The organism is Streptomyces sp. NBC_00582 (assembly GCF_036345155.1).
GTDB lineage: Bacteria > Actinomycetota > Actinomycetes > Streptomycetales > Streptomycetaceae > Streptomyces.
In genome coordinates this window covers 879,360-897,152 of sequence record NZ_CP107772.1, presented here as the reverse complement: position 1 = coordinate 897,152, position 17,793 = coordinate 879,360, and the positions used below count along the sequence as shown (strand labels likewise).

Annotated in this window: 3 protein-coding genes; all 3 read left to right on the top strand. The window is 74.1% G+C overall.

The features are described from left to right. The first annotated feature begins 91 nt into the window (after nucleotides 1-91). The 3 genes from OG852_RS03480 to OG852_RS03470 all read left to right on the top strand — a co-directional run bounded on the left by OG852_RS03480 (nucleotide 92) and on the right by OG852_RS03470 (nucleotide 17,721). A complete protein-coding gene (locus OG852_RS03480; protein ID WP_330347019.1) occupies nucleotides 92-15,205 on the top strand; it encodes a type I polyketide synthase in 15,114 nt (5,037 codons plus the stop codon). Nucleotides 15,206-15,396: 191 nt separating this feature from the next. Beyond that, entirely contained in the window at nucleotides 15,397-16,455 is a 1,059-nt protein-coding gene (locus tag OG852_RS03475) for a beta-ketoacyl-ACP synthase III (protein ID WP_330347018.1), read from the top strand. A gap of 57 nt (nucleotides 16,456-16,512) precedes the next feature. After that, the gene (locus OG852_RS03470; RefSeq protein WP_330347017.1) at nucleotides 16,513-17,721 is read left to right on the top strand and encodes a cytochrome P450; all 1,209 of its coding nucleotides are present in this window, start codon (nucleotides 16,513-16,515) and stop codon (nucleotides 17,719-17,721) included. The last annotated feature ends 72 nt before the right edge of the window (nucleotides 17,722-17,793 follow it).

The following is a 17,793-nucleotide window of genomic DNA, read 5'->3' as shown; positions in this document are numbered from 1 at the left end:
CGCACCGCACGACCCCGTCCGACCGCCCGGTTGCCAACGCCGCATGGGTGACTTCAAGCCTTCGGGCCTGCTCTAGGGACTGATGACGTTCATGGCTAACGAGGACAAGCTCCGCGACTACCTCAAGCTGGTCACTACCGACCTTCGGCAGACCCGCCGACGCCTCCAGGAGGTCGAGGCACGGCAGCAGGAGCCCATCGCCATCGTCTCGATGAGCTGCCGATTCCCCGGCAACGCGCACACGCCGGAGGACTTCTGGAACATGCTGGTGGCGGGCGTCGACACCGTCTCCGAGCTGCCCGCCGACCGAGGCTGGGACCTGGAGAACCTGTACCACCCCGACCCGGAGCACCAGGGCACGAGCTACACCCGCTCCGGTTCGTTCCTGTACGACGCGGCCGACTTCGACCCCGGCTTCTTCGGCATCTCGCCGCGCGAGGCCACCATGATGGACCCGCAGCAGCGGCTGCTCCTGGAGACCTCCTGGGAGGCACTGGAACGGGCGGGGATCGACCCCGGCACCCTGCGCGGCGAGAAGGCGGGCGTGTTCGTCGGCAGCAGCGACCAGGGCTACGGGGCGGCGGCCGCCCGGGCCCGGGACCGCGTCGAGGGACACATGCTGACGGGCGGCTCCGGCGCGGTGCTGTCCGGCCGTATCGCCTACACCCTCGGGTTCGAGGGCCCCGCCGTCACCGTCGACACCATGTGCTCCTCGTCGCTGGTCGCACTGCACCTCGCCGTCCAGGCCCTGCGCCAGGACGAGTGCCGCCTCGCCCTCGCGGCCGGCGCCACCGTGATGGCCGGCCCCCGGAACTTCGTGGAGTTCAGCAGGCAGCGTGGGCTGGCGCCGGATGGTCGTTGCAAGCCGTTCGCGGCGGGTGCGGACGGTACGGGCTGGGGTGAGGGTGTGGGGGTGCTGCTGCTGGAGCGGCTGTCGGACGCCCGTCGCCATGGTCATCCGGTGCTGGCGGTGGTGCGGGGTTCGGCGGTCAACCAGGACGGGGCCAGCAATGGTCTGACCGCGCCCAACGGTCCTTCGCAGGAGCGGGTGATCCGTGCGGCGCTGGCGAACGCGCGTCTGAGCGCGGACCTGGTGGACGCGGTGGAGGCGCACGGTACGGGGACGACGCTGGGTGACCCGATCGAGGCGCAGGCGCTGCTGGCGACCTACGGCCAGGACCGCGACGACCCACTGCGGATGGGCTCTCTGAAGGCCAACATCGGTCATCTCCAGGCGAGTTCGGGCGTCGCCGGCGTCATCAAGATGGTCCTCGCCATGCAGCACGGCGTCCTGCCGAAGCTGCTGCACCTGGACGAGCCGACACCGCACGTCGACTGGTCGTCCGGAGCGGTCGGACTCCTCACGGAGAACGAGGAGTGGCCCGAGACCGGCCGCCCCCGCCGCGCGGGCGTGTCCTCCTTCGGCGGCAGTGGCACCAACGCCCATGTGATCCTGGAGCAGGCGCCGGAACCCGACCCCGAGACACCGGAAGCGGAGAGCACCGACGACACCGTGGCAGCGCCGGTGTTCGTGGTGGACGGCGCGGTTCCGTGGGTGGTGTCGGGTCGAGGTGGAGAGGGCCTCGCCGGTCAGGCGGGGCGTCTGGCGTCGTACGTCGAGTCGGCGGACGAGGACGTCCGGCCGGTGGACGTGGCGTGGTCGCTGGCCGCCACACGTGCCGCCTTCGAGAACCGGGCCGTCGTCCTGGGCGCGGACCGAAACGAACTCCTCACCGGCCTGGGGGACTTGGCGGCCGACCGCCCGGTCCCAGGAGCGGTGACCGGACACTTCGACGTGGTACCCGACGGCACGGTGTTCGTGTTCCCGGGTCAGGGGGCGCAGTGGGTCGGTATGGGGCGGGAGTTGTGGGATGCCTCGCCGGTGTTCGCGGCGTCGATGGAGGCGTGTGAGCGTGCGCTTGCCCCGCACGTGGAGTGGTCACTGAGCGAGGTGGTGCGGGGCGGGGCTGAGCTGGCTGAGGTGGATGTGGTGCAGCCGGTGTCGTGGGCGGTGATGGTGTCGTTGGCGGCGGTGTGGCGTGCCTGTGGTGTTCAGCCGTCCGTGGTGATGGGGCACTCGCAGGGGGAGATCGCTGCTGCGGTGGTGGCGGGTGGTCTGTCGCTGGAGGACGGGGCGCGGGTGGTGGCGTTGCGGTCGCGGGCGATCCGGGCGATCGCCGGGCGTGGTGGCATGGTCTCGGTTCCGCTGCCGCTCACCGGGGTGGAGGAGCTGCTGGCCGGCTGGGAAGGCCGTATCGATGTCGCCGCGGTGAATGGTCCTGGCTCGGTGGTGGTCGCCGGTGACGCGGACGCGCTGGATGAGCTGGTGGCGCACTGCGAGGCGCGGGAGATCCGGGCTCGTCGTGTGCCGGTGGACTACGCCTCGCACACCTGGCACGTCGAGGCCATCGAGGCCGAACTGGCGGAAGTACTCGCACCGGTCGCCCCTCGTACCGGTGAGGTGCCGTTCTTCTCCACGACCGAGGCCGAGGTCGTCGACACGGCACGCCTGGACGGGGGTTACTGGTACCGGAACCTGCGGCAGCGGGTGCGTTTCGCGGACGCCGTCGATGCTCTGGTGGAGCAGGGCTACGGCGCGTTCGTCGAGGTCAGCTCCCACCCGGTGCTGGGTATGGCGGTCCAGGAGGCCGCACCCGAGGCGGTCGTTGTCGGGACTCTGCGCCGGGACAAGGGCGACGCTCACCGTTTCCTGACCTCACTCGCGGAGGCGTGGGTGCGCGGTGTCCCGGTGGACTGGACGGCGGTCCTGGCCGGCCACGACGCCCGCACGGTCCCGCTGCCGACCTACGCCTTCCAGCACCGCCCCTTCTGGTTCGAACCCGATACTCCGCAGCTCGTCGCCGCGGCCGGTGGTGTCCAGGACCCGGCGGACGCCGAGTTCTGGGCGGCTGTCGAGGAGCAGGACGTCGAAGCGCTGACCGGCGTGCTGGATGTCGCCGAGGACACGGGGCAGGAGGCACTGGCCCAGGCGCTGCCGGTGCTGTCGGCCTGGCGACGGGGCCGCCGTGCCGCGTCCACCCTCGACTCCTGGCGCTACCGTGTCGCCTGGCGGCCGACGGCCGAGCCCGCCTCCACGACCCTGGACGGGACCTGGCTGGTCGTCATCCCCGCCAGCCACGCGGGCACCGAACTCGTGCAGGTCTGTCTGGAGGGGCTCGCCGCGCACGGGGCCCAGACCGTTCCCCTGTTCGTCGACTCCTCCGACACCGACCGTGAGCGGCTGGCCGCCCTGCTGACCGAGACGGCCCAGCACAGCGGTGTGCACTCGACCCAGTTCGGCGGGGTGCTCTCGTTCCTCGGGCTCGATGAGCACCCGTACCCCGCACAGCCCGGACTCGCGGCCGGTCTGGTCGCCGGGCTGGCCCTGATCCAGGCGTGCGGCGACACCGGCGTACGCGCCCCGCTGTGGCTGGCCACCAGCGGAGCCGTCACCACGGGCGACAGCGACCCGATGCGCAACCCTGTGCAGAACGGCACCTGGGGCATGGGCCGGGTCGCGGCCCTGGAACATCCCGAGTTCTGGGGTGGCCTCGTCGACCTTCCCGAGAAGCCCGACGAGCGGACCGCCGCCCGGCTGTGCGGAGTCCTCGCCGACTCCGGCGCCGAGGACCAGGTGGCCATCCGCCGGACCGGCATCCTGATCCGCCGACTGGCCCGTGTCCCCGCAGGCGCCACGGGTGACGGCCATCGCGGCTGGACCTCGCGCGACACCGCGCTGATCACCGGCGGCACCGGCGGCCTCGGCGGGCACACGGCCCGCTGGCTCGCCCGCAACGGCACCGAGCACCTCGTCCTGGTCAGCCGGCGCGGCGCGGACGCACCGGGCGCCACCGAACTGGAGGCCGAGCTGCGCGCGCTGGGCGCCCGCGTCACCATCGCCGCCTGCGACATCGCAGACCGGGGCGCCCTGGCCGCGCTCGTCGAGCGGGTCGAGGCCGACGGGCCGCCCATCCGCACCGTCGTGCACACCGCCGGCGTCGGCATCCTCATCCCGCTGGCCACCACCACGCTCCAGGAATTCGCGGACGGCGCCGAGGCCAAGCTGTCGGGTGTCGCGCATCTGGACGACATCTTCTCCGACGACCGGCTCGACGCGTTCGTCGTCTTCTCCTCCGTCGCCGGTGTCTGGGGCAGCGGCGACCACGGCGCGTACGCGGCGGCCAACGCCTACGCCGACGCGGTCGCCGAGCACAGGCGGGCCCGCGGTCTGGCCGGTACCTCGATCGCCTGGGGCATCTGGAGCGACGAGGGCGGCGGCATGGCCCTCGAGATCGTGCAGGAGCAACTGCGCTGGCGCGGCATCCCCTTCATGGATCCGGCCCTCGCGGTCAGGGGCATGCAGCAGGTGCTGGACCGTGACGAGTGCTTCGTCGCCGTCGCCGACATCGACTGGGAGCGCTTCGTCCCCGTCTTCACCGCCGCCCGCCCCCGGCCCCTGCTCACCGAGGTGCCCGAGGTCGCCGAGATCCTGCGCGCCGAGGAGGACCGCCACGGGGCGGACGCGTCGGCTCCGGCGAGTTCCGGTCTCGTCGAGCGGCTACGGGGCCTGGCCCCCGACGAACAGCAGCAGGCCGTACTGGACCTGGTGCGCGCCCAGGTCGCCGGAGTGCTCGGGCACGGCAGCCCGAACAGCGTCGAAGTGGGCCGAGCGTTCCGGGAGTTGGGCTTCGACTCGCTGACCTCCGTCGAGCTGCGCAACCGCCTGAACGCCGCCACGGGTCTGCGTCTGCCGGTCACCGTGATCTTCGACCGGCCCACGGTCACCGCGCTGGCCCGCCACGTCCGCGAGGAACTGCTCGGAGACTCCGCGGCACTTCCCGTGCCCGCCCTCTCCGCGACCCCCGGCCGCGGGCCGGCCGCGGACGACGACCCGATCGTCATCGTCTCGATGAGCTGCCGCTACCCCGGCGGCGCCGACAGCCCCGAGGAGCTGTGGCAGATCCTCGCCGAGGGCCGCGACGTCATCGACGCCTTCCCCGACGACCGCGCCTGGGACCTGGAGGCCCTCTACGACCCGGACCCGGACGTCGAGGGCACCTGCTACACACGCGAGGGCGGCTTCGTCTACGACGCGGCCGACTTCGACCCCGGCTTCTTCGGCATCTCGCCGCGCGAGGCCATCGCAATGGACCCGCAGCAGCGCCTGCTGCTGGAGACCTCCTGGGAGGTGCTGGAACGGGCCGGGCTCGTCCCCGAGGAACTGCGCGGCACCCCGGTCGGTGTGTTCGTGGGTGCCGCCAACCAGGGCTTCGGCGGCCTGGACAACCTGCCCGAGGGCGTCGAAGGGCACATCGTCACCGGCAGCGCCACCAGTGTGCTGTCCGGCCGCGTCGCCTACACCCTCGGCCTCGAAGGCAGCGCGGTGACCATCGACACCGCATGCTCCTCGTCGCTGGTGGCCCTGCACATGGCCGTGCAGGCGCTGCGCTCCGGCGAGTGCTCCATGGCCCTCGCGGGCGGCGTCGCCGTGATGGTCGAGCCCATCGGCTTCATCGGCTTCGCCCGCACCCGTGGTGTCGCCAAGGACGGCCGCTCGAAGGCGTTCGCCAAGGCCGCCGACGGCATGGGCCTCGCCGAGGGCGCGGGCATGGTGCTCCTGGAGCGCCTCTCGGACGCCCGCCGCAACGGGCATCCCGTGCTGGCCGTGGTCCGCTCCACCGCCCTCAACCAGGATGGCGCGAGCAACGGCCTCAGCGCCCCCAGCGGCCCCGCCCAGCAGCAGGTGATCCGGGCGGCGCTCGCCAAGGCCGGGCTGTCGGCCGCCGACGTGGACGCGGTGGAGGCGCACGGCACGGGCACCACGCTGGGCGACCCGATCGAGGCGCAGGCGCTTCTCGCCACGTACGGACAGGGCCGGGACCCGGAACGGCCGTTGTGGCTGGGCTCGTTGAAGTCCAACATCGGCCACACCCAGGCCGCCTCCGGTGTCGGCGGTGTGATGAAGATGGTGCTGGCGCTGCAGCACGGGCTCCTTCCGCCGACGCTGCACGTCGACGAGCCGACTCCGCACGTCGACTGGTCGGCGGGAGCGGTGTCGCTGCTCACGGAGGCCGTGGAGTGGCCGCAGGCCGAAGGCCGTCCGCGCCGCGCCGGCGTGTCGTCCTTCGGAGTGAGCGGCACCAACGCGCATGTGGTGTTGGAGGAGGCTCCGGTTCTGCCGGAGGCCGAGTCGGGCCGTGCGGGTGCGGACACGTCACCGGTGTTGGTGGCTGGTGCTGTGGTGCCATGGGTGGTGTCGGGTCGCGGTGGCGAGGGGCTGGCGGGTCAGGCCGGGCGCCTGGCGTCGGTCGTCGGTGAATCGCGGCCGGTGGATGTGGCGTGGTCGTTGGCGGCGACGCGTACGGCGTTCGAGAACCGGGCCGTGGTCCTGGGCTGTGAGTCCGCCGACCTCGTGTCCGGGCTGGACGTGGTGGCTGCCGGCGGCGTCGTGGGCTCCGGTGTGGTGCGGGGTGCGGTGACGGGTGCTGCCGACCGGGTGGTGTTCGTGTTCCCGGGTCAGGGGGCGCAGTGGGTCGGTATGGGGCGGGAGTTGTGGGATGCCTCGCCGGTGTTCGCGGCGTCGATGGAGGCGTGTGAGCGTGCGCTTGCCCCGCATGTGGAGTGGTCGCTGAGTGAGGTGGTGCGGGGCGGGGCTGAGCTGGCTGAGGTGGATGTGGTGCAGCCGGTGTCGTGGGCGGTGATGGTGTCGTTGGCGGCGGTCTGGCGTGCCTGTGGTGTTCAGCCGTCCGTGGTGACGGGGCACTCGCAGGGGGAGATCGCTGCCGCGGTGGTGGCGGGTGGTCTGTCGCTGGAGGACGGGGCGCGGGTGGTGGCGCTGCGTTCGCGGGCGATCCGGGCGATCGCCGGACGCGGCGGCATGGTCTCCGTCCCCCTTCCCCTGTCGGACGTCGAGGAGCTGCTGGCCGGTTGGTCGGGGCGGATCGACGTGGCCGCGGTGAACGGCCCGGCTTCGGTGGTCGTGGCCGGTGACGCGGACGCGTTGGACGAGCTGATGGCGCACTGCGAGAGCAGTGACGTACGGGCTCGTCGCGTCCCCGTGGACTACGCCTCCCACACCTGGCACGTCGAGGCCATCGAGGACGAGTTGGCCCGGGTGCTGGCGGCCGTGGAGCCGCGTTCCGGTGAGGTGCCGTTCTTCTCCACGACCGAGGCGGAGGTGGTCGACACGGCTCTGCTGGATGGTGGTTACTGGTACCGGAACCTGCGTCAGCGGGTGCGTTTCGCGGACGCCGTCGATGCTCTGGTGGAGCAGGGGTACGGGGCGTTCGTCGAGGTCAGTTCGCATCCGGTGCTGGGCATGGCGGTCCAGGAGGCCGCGCCGGACGCGGTCGTGGTGGGCACTCTGCGCCGGGACAAGGGCGACGCCCACCGGCTGCTGACCTCCCTGGCCGAGGCTTGGGTACGTGGTGTCCCTGTCGACTGGACGGCCGTACTTGCCGGACAGGACGCCGGGAAGGTCCCGCTGCCCACCTACGCCTTCCAACGCCGGCGCTACTGGCTGGAGAAGACGGCTCCCGTGGCGGTTTCGGTCTCGGGGCAGGACGCGGTGGACGCCCGTTTCTGGGAGGCCGTCGAGCGGGAGGACCTGGAAGCGCTGGCGGAGACGTTGCGCGTGTCCGACAGTGAGGCGCTGGCCGGTGTCCTTCCCGCGTTGTCGGGGTGGCGTCGGGAGCAGGCGGCGCGGTCGGTGGTGGACGGCTGGCGGTACAAGGTGGTCTGGAAGCCGGTCGGCCGGGACGTCCGGGACGCGGCCCTGACCGGCGTCTGGCTGCTCGTCGTCCCACGGGGACACCAGGACACCGCACTGGTCACCGCCCTCTCCGACGGGCTGGCCGCCCACGGCGCCGAGGTGACCACCCTGGAGGTGGCCGCCGGTGTCGGCCGGGAGCAGCTCACCGCACTGCTCGGTACCGTCGTGAGCGACGACGACGCTGCCCGTCCGGCCGGGGTGCTGTCGCTGCTGGCGCTGGACGAGTCGACGTACGCGCCGGGCAGTGCCCTCGACAACGGGCTCGCCCTGACCACCGCCCTGGTGCAGGCGCTCGGCGACGCGGGTGTGGCCGCGCCGCTGTGGATCGCCACCCGGGGCGCGGTGTCCACGGGCCGTGCCGACCGGCTCGCCTCGCCCGTCCAGGCGCAGGCGTGGGGGCTCGGCCGGATCGCCGCTCTGGAGTATCCGCAGCGCTTCGGCGGGCTGGTGGACCTGCCGCCGGAGCTGGACGACCGGGCCCTTGGCCGGTTGGTCGCCGCCCTGTCCGGCGCCGCCGAGGAGGACCAGGTGGCCGTTCGGGGTTCCGGGCTGTTCACACGGAGGCTGGAGCGGGCGGCCACGCCACCCGACGCCGCGTCCACCGGCTGGGAGCCGAACGGCACCGTGCTGGTGACCGGGGGCACTGGAGGCGTCGGGGCCCACGTCGCCCGCTGGCTGGCCCGTAACGGCGCCGGTCATCTGCTGCTGGCCGGACGCCGGGGCCCGGACACGCCCGGCGCGGCCGAGCTGGAGGCCGAGCTGACCGCACTCGGCGCCCGCGTCACGCTCGCCGCGTGCGACGCGGCCGACCGGGACCAACTGGCCGCGCTGCTGGCCGCCGTACCCGAGGACCAGCCGCTCACCGCGGTCGTGCACGCGGCCGGGGTGCTCGACGACGGAGTGCTCGACGGCCTCACCCCCGAGCGCGCGGAGACCGTGCTGCGGCCCAAGGTGGCGGCCGCACTGCATCTGCACGAGCTGACCCGGGACCTGGAACTGAACGCGTTCGTGCTGTTCTCCTCGCTCGCCGGCACCCTCGGCGGCCCCGGGCAGGGCAGTTACGCCGCGGCCAACGCCTTCCTCGACGCGCTCGCCCGGCAGCGGCACGCCGACGGGCTGCCCGCCACGTCGGTCGCGTGGGGTGCCTGGGGCGGCGGCGGTCTGGCATCCGGTGAGACCGGTGAGCGGCTGGCCCGCTCCGGCATGCCCGCCATGGACCCCGAGCAGGCCCTGACCGGGCTCCAGCAGGCCGTGTCGGCAGGGGAACCCGTGCTGGCCCTGGCCGACGTACGGTGGGAGACGTACGCGTTCGCCCACTCCGACCGTGCCCCGCGGGTCCTCGCCGACCTCCCCGAGGTACGGGACGCCCTCGCGGCGCGGACCGTACCCGCGGCGGACGGTGGTGACGGCAACGCGCTCACGGCGCGTCTCGCGGGCCTTCCGTACGACGAGCAGCGGCGCGAACTCCTCGGATTGGTGCGGACCCTGGCCGCCGCGGCGCTGGGCTACTCCGGCGCCGACCAGGTCGACGAGGAGCGGGCCTTCCGCGACCTCGGCTTCGACTCGCTCACCGCGGTGGCCCTGCGCAACACCATCGCCGAGAGCACCGGCCTGCGGCTGCCGGTCACCCTGGTCTTCGACCACCCGACCGCCGTCGCCCTCGCCGCGAAACTGCACGCCGACCTGTTCGGCGCCGTCGTCCCGCCCGGCGCGACCGGCGCGACGGCGGCCGTCGCGCCCCGGCCGGCCGCGACGGACGACGACCCGGTGGTGATCGTGTCGATGGGCTGCCGCTACCCCGGCGGGGTGGACGGCCCGGAGGAGCTGTGGAGGCTGCTCGCGCGGGGCGGCGACGCCGTGTCCGCCTTCCCGGAGGACCGTGGCTGGGACCTCAAGGGCGCCTTCGACCCCGACCCGGACCGTCCGGGCACCTTCTACGCCCGCGGTGGCGGATTCCTGTACGACGCGCACCACTTCGACCCGGAGTTCTTCGGGATGAGCCCGCGTGAGGCGCTGGCGGTGGACCCGCAGCAGCGGCTGCTGCTGGAGACGTCGTGGGAGGTGTTCGAGCGGGCCGGCATCGACCCCAGGACCGTGCGCGGCAGCAGCACGGGGGTGTTCGTCGGCTCCAACTACCACGACTACGGCTCCCGGGTGCAGCGCGCCCCGAAGGACTTCGAGGGCTATCTGGCCACCGGCAGCGCCGGCAGTGTGGCCTCGGGACGGATCTCGTACACCTTCGGTCTGGAGGGTCCGGCCGTCACCGTCGACACCGCGTGCTCCTCGTCCCTGGTGGCCCTGCACATGGCCGCCCAGGCGCTGCGCGCCGGTGAGTGCACCATGGCGCTGGCCGGCGGGGTCACGGTGATCTCCTCGCTGGACACCTTCATCGAGTTCAGCCGCCAGCGCGCGCTGTCGGCGGACGGCCGCTGCAAGGCGTTCTCCGACGACGCCGACGGCGCGGGCTGGGCCGAGGGCGTGGGCGTCGTGCTGCTGGAACGGCTCTCCGACGCCCGCCGCAACGGTCACCCCGTCCTCGCGGTGCTCGCCGGTTCGGCGGTCAACCAGGACGGCGCCAGCAATGGCCTCACCGCGCCGAGCGGCCCCGCGCAGCAGCGCGTGATCCGGCAGGCCCTGGCCGCCGCCGGGCTCGCCCCGGCCGATGTGGACGCCGTCGAGTCGCACGGCACCGGCACCCTGCTCGGTGACCCGATCGAGGCGCAGGCCCTGATGGCGACGTACGGCCAGGACCGGCCGCAGGACCGGCCGCTGCTGCTGGGCGCCCTGAAGTCGAACATCGGGCACACGCAGGCCGCCGCCGGTGTCGGCGGTGTGATCAAGATGGTGCTGGCGATGCGGCACGGGATGCTGCCGCGCACCCTGCACGCCGAGCGTCCGTCGACCCGGATCGACTGGACCGAGGGGGCGGTGTCACTGCTGACGGAGGCCGTCGAGTGGCCGGAGGCCGAGGGACGTCCGCGCCGGGCCGGTGTGTCGGCGTTCGGCATCAGCGGCACCAACGCCCACGTGATCCTGGAGCAGGCGCCCGCCGAACCCCTTCGGCAGTCCGCCGAGTCCCCGCGACCCTCCGTCGAGGTCTCGCAGCCGTCGGGGAGCGTGACGCCGCGCACCTCGGCCGCCGAGGACGGCCCGTCGCCGCAGGGGACGCCCGTCCCCGCGGGCTCCGGCGGTGTCGTCGTCCCCTGGGTGCTCTCCGGCCGTGGCGCCGACGCCCTGCGCGCCCAGGCCGTCCGTCTGCTCGCCCATCTGGAGGACCCGCAGCGCCCGGACGCCGCCGCGCCCGTCGACATCGCGCACTCGCTCGCCCTCGGCCGGGCCGGATTCGACCACCGGGCAGCCGCCATCGGCCGCGATCGGGATGAACTCCTCTCCGCGGTAAGGGCGTTGGCGGAGGACCGGGAGGCTCCGGGGCTGGTGCGCGGAGTGCGGCGCCGTGCTGGGCGCACCGCGTTCCTCTTCAGCGGGCAGGGCAGCCAGCGCCCGGGCATGGGCCGTGATCTGTACGCAGCCCACCCCGTGTTCGCCGACGCCCTCGACGCCGTCTGCGCCGAACTCGACCGCGAACTCGAACGGCCCCTGAAGGAGGTGCTGTTCGCCCCGGCCGGTACGCCCGACGCCGAGCTGCTGGACCGCACCGCCTACACCCAGGCCGGCCTGTTCGCCCTGGAAGTGGCCCAGTTCCGGCTGCTGGAGCACTGGGGGCTGCGACCGGACCTCGTCGTCGGCCACTCCATCGGAGAGCTGGCCGCCGCCCATGTCGCCGGTGTGTTCGACCTCGCCGACGCCTGCCGTCTGGTCGCCGCCCGCGGCCGGCTGATGCAGCGACTGCCCGACGGCGGCGCCATGCTGGCCGTACAGGCGGGCGAGGCGGAAGTCGCGCAGGCACTGCGGACCTACGAGGACCGGGTGTCCCTCGCCGCCGTGAACGGGCCGGCCTCCGTGGTCGTCTCCGGCGACGAGGAGGCCGTGGAGGAACTCGCCGGGGCCTGGCGCGAGGCCGGCCTGCGCACCAAGCGGCTGACGGTGTCGCACGCCTTCCACTCGCCGCGGATGGAACCGATGCAGGCCCCCTTCGCGGCCGTCGCCCGCGAGACGACGTACGCGCCCCCGAGCGTTCCCGTCGTCTGCGACCTCACCGGCGAACTCGCCGACTCCGGACAGCTGGAGGACGTCGACTACTGGGTCCGCCATGTGCGCGGCACGGTCCGCTGGGCCGACGCCGTCGCGACCCTGGAGCGGCAGGGCGTGACCGCCTACCTCGAACTGGGCCCCGACGCGGTGCTCACCGCCATGACCCGGGACTGTCTCGCCGACCCGCAGGCCGCCGTCGTCACCCCGCTGCTGCGCCGCGACCGGCCCGAGGAGACCGCGGTCACGACCGCCCTGGCCACCCTCCATGTGCACGGCGCGGGCCCCGACTGGGCCGCGTTCTTCGCCGGCCGGCCGGTGCGCCGGGCCGATCTGCCGACGTACGCCTTCCAGCGGGCCCGGTACTGGCTCGACGCCGATCCCGGCGTGCCGGACCTCGCCGCCGCGGGACTCTCCGCGGGCGAGCACCCGCTGCTCATGGCCGGCACGGCCCTGGCAGGCGGCGACGGCTATCTGCTCACCGGACGGCTGTCGCTCAGCAGTCACCCCTGGCTCGCCGACCACGCGGTCTCCGGCACCGCGATCCTGCCCGGCACCGCCTTCCTGGAACTGGCGCTGCTGGCGGCGGACCGGGTCGGCTGTGCCGTCGTCGACGAACTCACCCTGGAGGCGCCGCTCGTGCTGCCCGACCAGGGAGCCGTCCACCTCCAGGTCACCGTCGGCGAACCCGGCGAGCAGGGAGTGCGCGGGGTGACCGTGCACTCCCGGCCGGACGACGCGGCGGACGACGAGCCCTGGACCCGTCACGCGCTCGGACAGCTCGGCGCCACGGCGGACCCGGTGGACGGCGTCCCGCCCGGGCCGTGGCCGCCGCAGGGCGCCGAGGAGATCCCGGTGGAGGGGATCTACGACCGCTTCGCCGCGGCCGGCTTCGGCTACGGACCCGCGTTCCAGGGGCTGACCGCCGCCTGGAGGCTCGGCGAGGAGGTGTACGCCGAGGTCGAACCGTCGGCCGAGGTCGCCGCCGACGCCGGTGGGTACGGGCTGCACCCGGCCCTGCTGGACGCCGCCCTGCAGACCGTCGGACTGACCCCCGGCGCCGCCTCCGGCACCGCGCTCATGCCGTTCAGCTGGACCGGCGTACGGCTGCACACGCCGGGAGCGGGCGCGCTGCGGGTGCGTCTCGTCCCGGCCGGTCCCGACACGGTCGCCCTCACCGTCACGGATCCCGCCGGCGGCCCCGTCGCCACGGTGAGCGGACTGACCCTGCGTCCGCTGCCGGCCGGGCAGCCCGGGGACGCCCGTGCCGCCGCCCGTCATCTCCACGAGCTGGAGTGGGTGACCCCGTCCGCCGCCCCCGCCCGCGTCGCCGCCTCCCCGGGCTTCGCCGTCCTGGGCGGCGACGGCGATCCCACCCTCCGGGAGGCCCTGACGGCCGCCGGGCTCACCGCCGCGGCCCACCCCGACCTGGACGACCTCGCCCGCGCCGTCGCCACGGGCGACCTCCCGGTGCCCGGGACGGTGCTGGCCGCCGTGCCCGGCCTCGGTGACGACGAGGGGGGCCTGCCGGCCGGAACCGACCTGGCCGTCGCGGTGCGCCGGACGACCGGCCGGGTGCTGCGGCTGCTGCAGGGCTGGCTCGCCGACGACACCTTCAACGCCACCCGGCTGGTGCTCGTCACCCGGCACGCCGTGACCGTGGACGACGGCGACCGGGCACCCGACCCGGTGGCGGCGGCCGTATGGGGTCTGGTGCGCACCGCGCAGACCGAGAACCCGGAACGGTTCCTGCTCCTGGACTGGGACGGTGCCCAGGAGTCGTACCGGGCGCTGCCCGCCGCGGCCCGCCACGAGGAACCGCAGATCACCCTGCGCAAGGGCGAGTCGCGGGTGCCGAGGCTGGTCCGTGCCCGGCCGATGCCCACGGCGGAAGGGGACACCGCTACGCTGCTCGACCCGGACGGCACGGTCCTGGTCACCGGAGCCACCGGCGCGCTCGGCGGGCTCGTCGCCCGGCACCTGGCCGACCGGCACGGTGCCCGGCACCTGCTGCTCGTCGGCCGGCGCGGCCCCGCCGCACCCGGTGCCCCGGAACTCCTCGACGACCTGACCGCGCTCGGTGCCCGGGCCGAACTCGTCGCCTGCGACACCTCCGACCGGGAGGCGCTGGCCGCGCTGCTCGCCACGATCCCCGAGGAGCACCCGCTGACCGCCGTGGTGCACACCGCGGGCGTCCTCGACGACGGCGTCATCGGCTCCCTCACCCCGGAGCGGCTCGACACCGTGCTCGCCGCCAAGGTCGACACCGCGCTGCATCTGCACGAGCTGACCCGCGACAGCGGGCTGCGCGCCTTCGTGCTCTACTCCTCCCTGGCCGGTGTCCTCGGCGGCTCGGGGCAGGGCAACTACGCGGCGGCCAACGCCTTCCTCGACGCGTTCGCCCGGCTGCGGCGCGCCCACGGCCTGCCCGCCCAGTCCCTGGCGTGGGGCCTGTGGGAGGAGCGGTCGGCCATGACGGGCAAGCTGGACCGGGCCGATCTGGTGCGGATGGCGCGCGGCGGAGTCGTCCCGATGCCGTCCGAGGAGGCCCTCGGCCTCTTCGACGCCGCCGTGGCCACCGACCGGGCCGTCCTGGTCCCGGCCCGCTTCGACACGGCCGGGCTGCGCACGCCCGACGGGGAGGTCCCGGCCCTGCTGCGGTCCCTCGTCAAGCCCGCCCCCGGCCGTCGCGCGGCCACCGCCTCCGACGGGGCCGCGCCCGCGGATCGGCTGCGGCGCAGGCTCGCGGAGCTGGACGCCGAGGCGCGCCTCGCGCTGCTGGCGGACCTCGTCCGCGACCACGCGGCGGCCGTCCTCGGCTACGCCGACTCCGACGCGGTGGACCCCGAACGCGGCTTCCTGGAGATGGGCTTCGACTCGCTGACCGCCGTCGAGCTGCGCAACCGGCTCTCCACCGCCACCGGGCTCAGGCTGCCGGCCACCCTGCTGTTCGACTACCCGACGCCGCTTGGGCTGGCCCGTCATCTCCGGGCCGAGACCGCGCCGGGCGCCGCGGCGGCCGTCCAGCCGATGCTGGCCGAACTCGACCGGCTGGAGGGCGCGTTGGCGGAGATCGCCGGTGACGAGAAGGTGCGTACCGCGCTGGCCGACCGGCTGCGCGGGCTGCTGTCCACCCTGGACACGGCCGCACCCGCCGGAGACGTCGCGACGTCCTCCGCGGACGGCACCGGCGGGTCCCGGCAGACGGCGGTGGAGGAGCGCCTCGACGCGGCCAGCGACGACGACCTCTTCGACTTCATCGACCAGCAGTTCGGATCCGCCTGACGGGAGGCCGACGGCGGCCCGCCCCGTCGGCCCCTTCCGGCGCCGACGGGGCGGGCCGCCGCCCGAGATGTAGGGCTTCACCTAATAGATGCGGGGATCGGCGGATGTGAGCCGGTGTTCGGTGAATGGTTGGGCAGGGGCCGCTTCTCGGTCCCGCTGCGGCCATCGGGCTGTGAAAGGAGCTGGAGGCCATGGAACGAGCGGCAGTCGTCGCCGGACTCGGGGGCTGGGTTCCCCCCACCATCGTCACCAACGACCAACTGGCGGGGGTCCTCGACACCAGCGACGAGTGGATCCGCCGCCGTACCGGCATCCGGGAGCGCCGCTGGGTCTCGCCGGGGCAGTCCACCGGCGACCTGGCCGTGGAGGCCGGGCGGCGGGCGCTGTCGTCCGCCGGGCTGGAGGACGTGGACGCGGTGGTCCTCGCCACCAGCTCCCCGGACCGGCACTGTCCCGCGACCGCGCCCGAGGTGGCCACCCGGCTGGGACTGGGGCCCGTCCCGGCGTTCGACGTGGCGGCGGTGTGCACCGGTTTCGTGTACGCCCTCGCGACGGGCGCCGGGATGGTCGCGCTGGGCGCCGCCCGCAGCGTACTGGTCATCGGCGCGGACGCGTTCTCCACGCTCCTCGCCCCGGACGACCGCTCGACCCGGGTGATCTTCGGCGACGGCGGTGGCGCCGTGGTGCTGCGCACCGGATCGCCCACCGAACCCGGTGCGCTGACCGGGCTGAACCTCGGCAGCGACGGCAGCCTCAGCGATCTGATCGAGGTGCCGGCCGGCGGATCCCGGCAGCGCTCGACGGGGCTGCCGGCCAAGACCGAGGACACCTACTTCACCATGCAGGGGCAGGCCGTCTACGCGCAGGCGGTGCGGCGGATGGCGGAGTCGGTGAAGGAGACCGCCCGGCGGACCGGATGGGACCCGGCCGAGATCGACCGTTTCGTGCTGCACCAGGCCAACGCCCGGATCCTGGAAGCGGTCGCCCGGCGGCTCGGCCTGCCGCCGGAGCGGTTCCTGTCCAACATCGAGGTGCGCGGCAACACGGTCGCCGCCTCGATTCCCCTGGCCCTGGCCGACGGGGTCGCCTCCGGTGAGCTGCGCCCCGGGCACAAGGTGGTGCTGGCCGGCTTCGGCGGCGGCCTCACCTGGGGGTCGATGGCCCTGGTCTGGCCCCGGCTGGCCCCGCCCGCGACGGCGTCGGCCGAACCCGCGGTCGCCTCCGCCGGGGCCGACCCGGGCCCGCCCTGACCGCGGCGCCGCCGTGCGACGCCCCGAAGTCCCGTAACCAGGTCACCAGGAGGAACGTTGGACGCCCAGTCGCTCGTCGCCCAGTTGCTGACGCCGGAGGGGCGCGCCGATCCCTACCCGCTGTACGAGCACGCCCTCGAACTGGGGCCCGCGGCGTCGGCCGGGGACGGTCTCCTGCTGGTCAGCGGTTACGAGGCCTGCCGCCAGGCGCTGCGCAGTCCGGCGCTGGGCGCCGACATCAACCTGGTGACCTGGGGCGCCGACCTCGCCGCGCATCCCTCACTGGCCCTGCTGAGCCGGACCCTGTTCGTCGCCAACCCGCCCGACCACGGGCGGCTGCGGTCGGCGATGTCCCAGGTGTTCACCGCCCGGAGGGTGGCGGCCATGGAGGCCGGGATCGCGGGCATCACCGACGCCCTGCTCGACACCCTCGCGGAGGCCGGCTCCACACCGGTGGACTTCATGGACGCCTTCGCCTTCCCCCTGCCGGCCCATGTCATCTGCGATCTGCTCGGAGTCCCCGTCGAGGACCGGCAGCGCTTCCGTGGCTACGCCGCCGATCTGAGCGCCACTCTGGAACTGCTCGCCGACCCCTCCGGTCTGGAGGCCGCCGACCGCGCGGCACTGGAGCTCCACCGGTACTTCACCGAGCTGGCCGGCCGGCGACGGGCCGACCCGCGCGACGACCTGGTGACCACCATGGTCCGGGCGCGCGACGAGGGAGCCCTGCGGGACGACGAGGAACTCGTCGCCAACCTCGCCAGTCTGCTGCTGGCCGGTTTCGAGACCACCACCTATCTCCTCGGCAACGGCCTGCAGGTGCTGTTCGAGCACCCCGAGATCATGGCCGGCCTGCGCGAGGGAACCGTTCCGGTGCAGGGCTTCGTCGAAGAGGTGCTGCGCTACGACTCGCCGTTGCAGGTGAGCAACCGGGCCGTGCTGACCGACGGGGTCTCCGTCGGGGGCGTGCCGGTGCCGGCGGGCAGCCATGTGGTGCTCCTCCTGGGCGCCGCCAACCGCGATCCCGCCCGCTACGAGCACCCGGACCGCTTCGACCCGCACCGTCAGGACATCCAGCCGCTCAGCTTCGGCGGGGGAGCGCACCACTGTCTCGGCGCCATGCTGGCCCGGCTGGAGGCGGTCACCGCCTTCAGCCGGCTGCTGGCGCGGTTCCCCGCCCTGCGCCCGGCCCCCGGGGACGGCCCGGCCCGCCGTGACCGGCTCGTCCTGCGCGGCCACCAGAGCCTGCCGGTCGTCCTGGCCTGAACCCCACGACCGGCGATTTTCAGCGAAGTTGCCACGGCACCCGACTCGAAGGGTTTCGTCCGGTCCCGCCGT

Bases quoted from the DNA above. Each gene is read 5' to 3' on its own strand.
- OG852_RS03475 (WP_330347018.1), top strand. From the start codon at position 15,397: ATGGAACGAGCGGCAGTCGTCGCCGGACTCGGGGGCTGGGTTCCCCCC.
- OG852_RS03480 (WP_330347019.1), top strand. From the start codon at position 92: ATGGCTAACGAGGACAAGCTCCGCGACTACCTCAAGCTGGTCACTACC.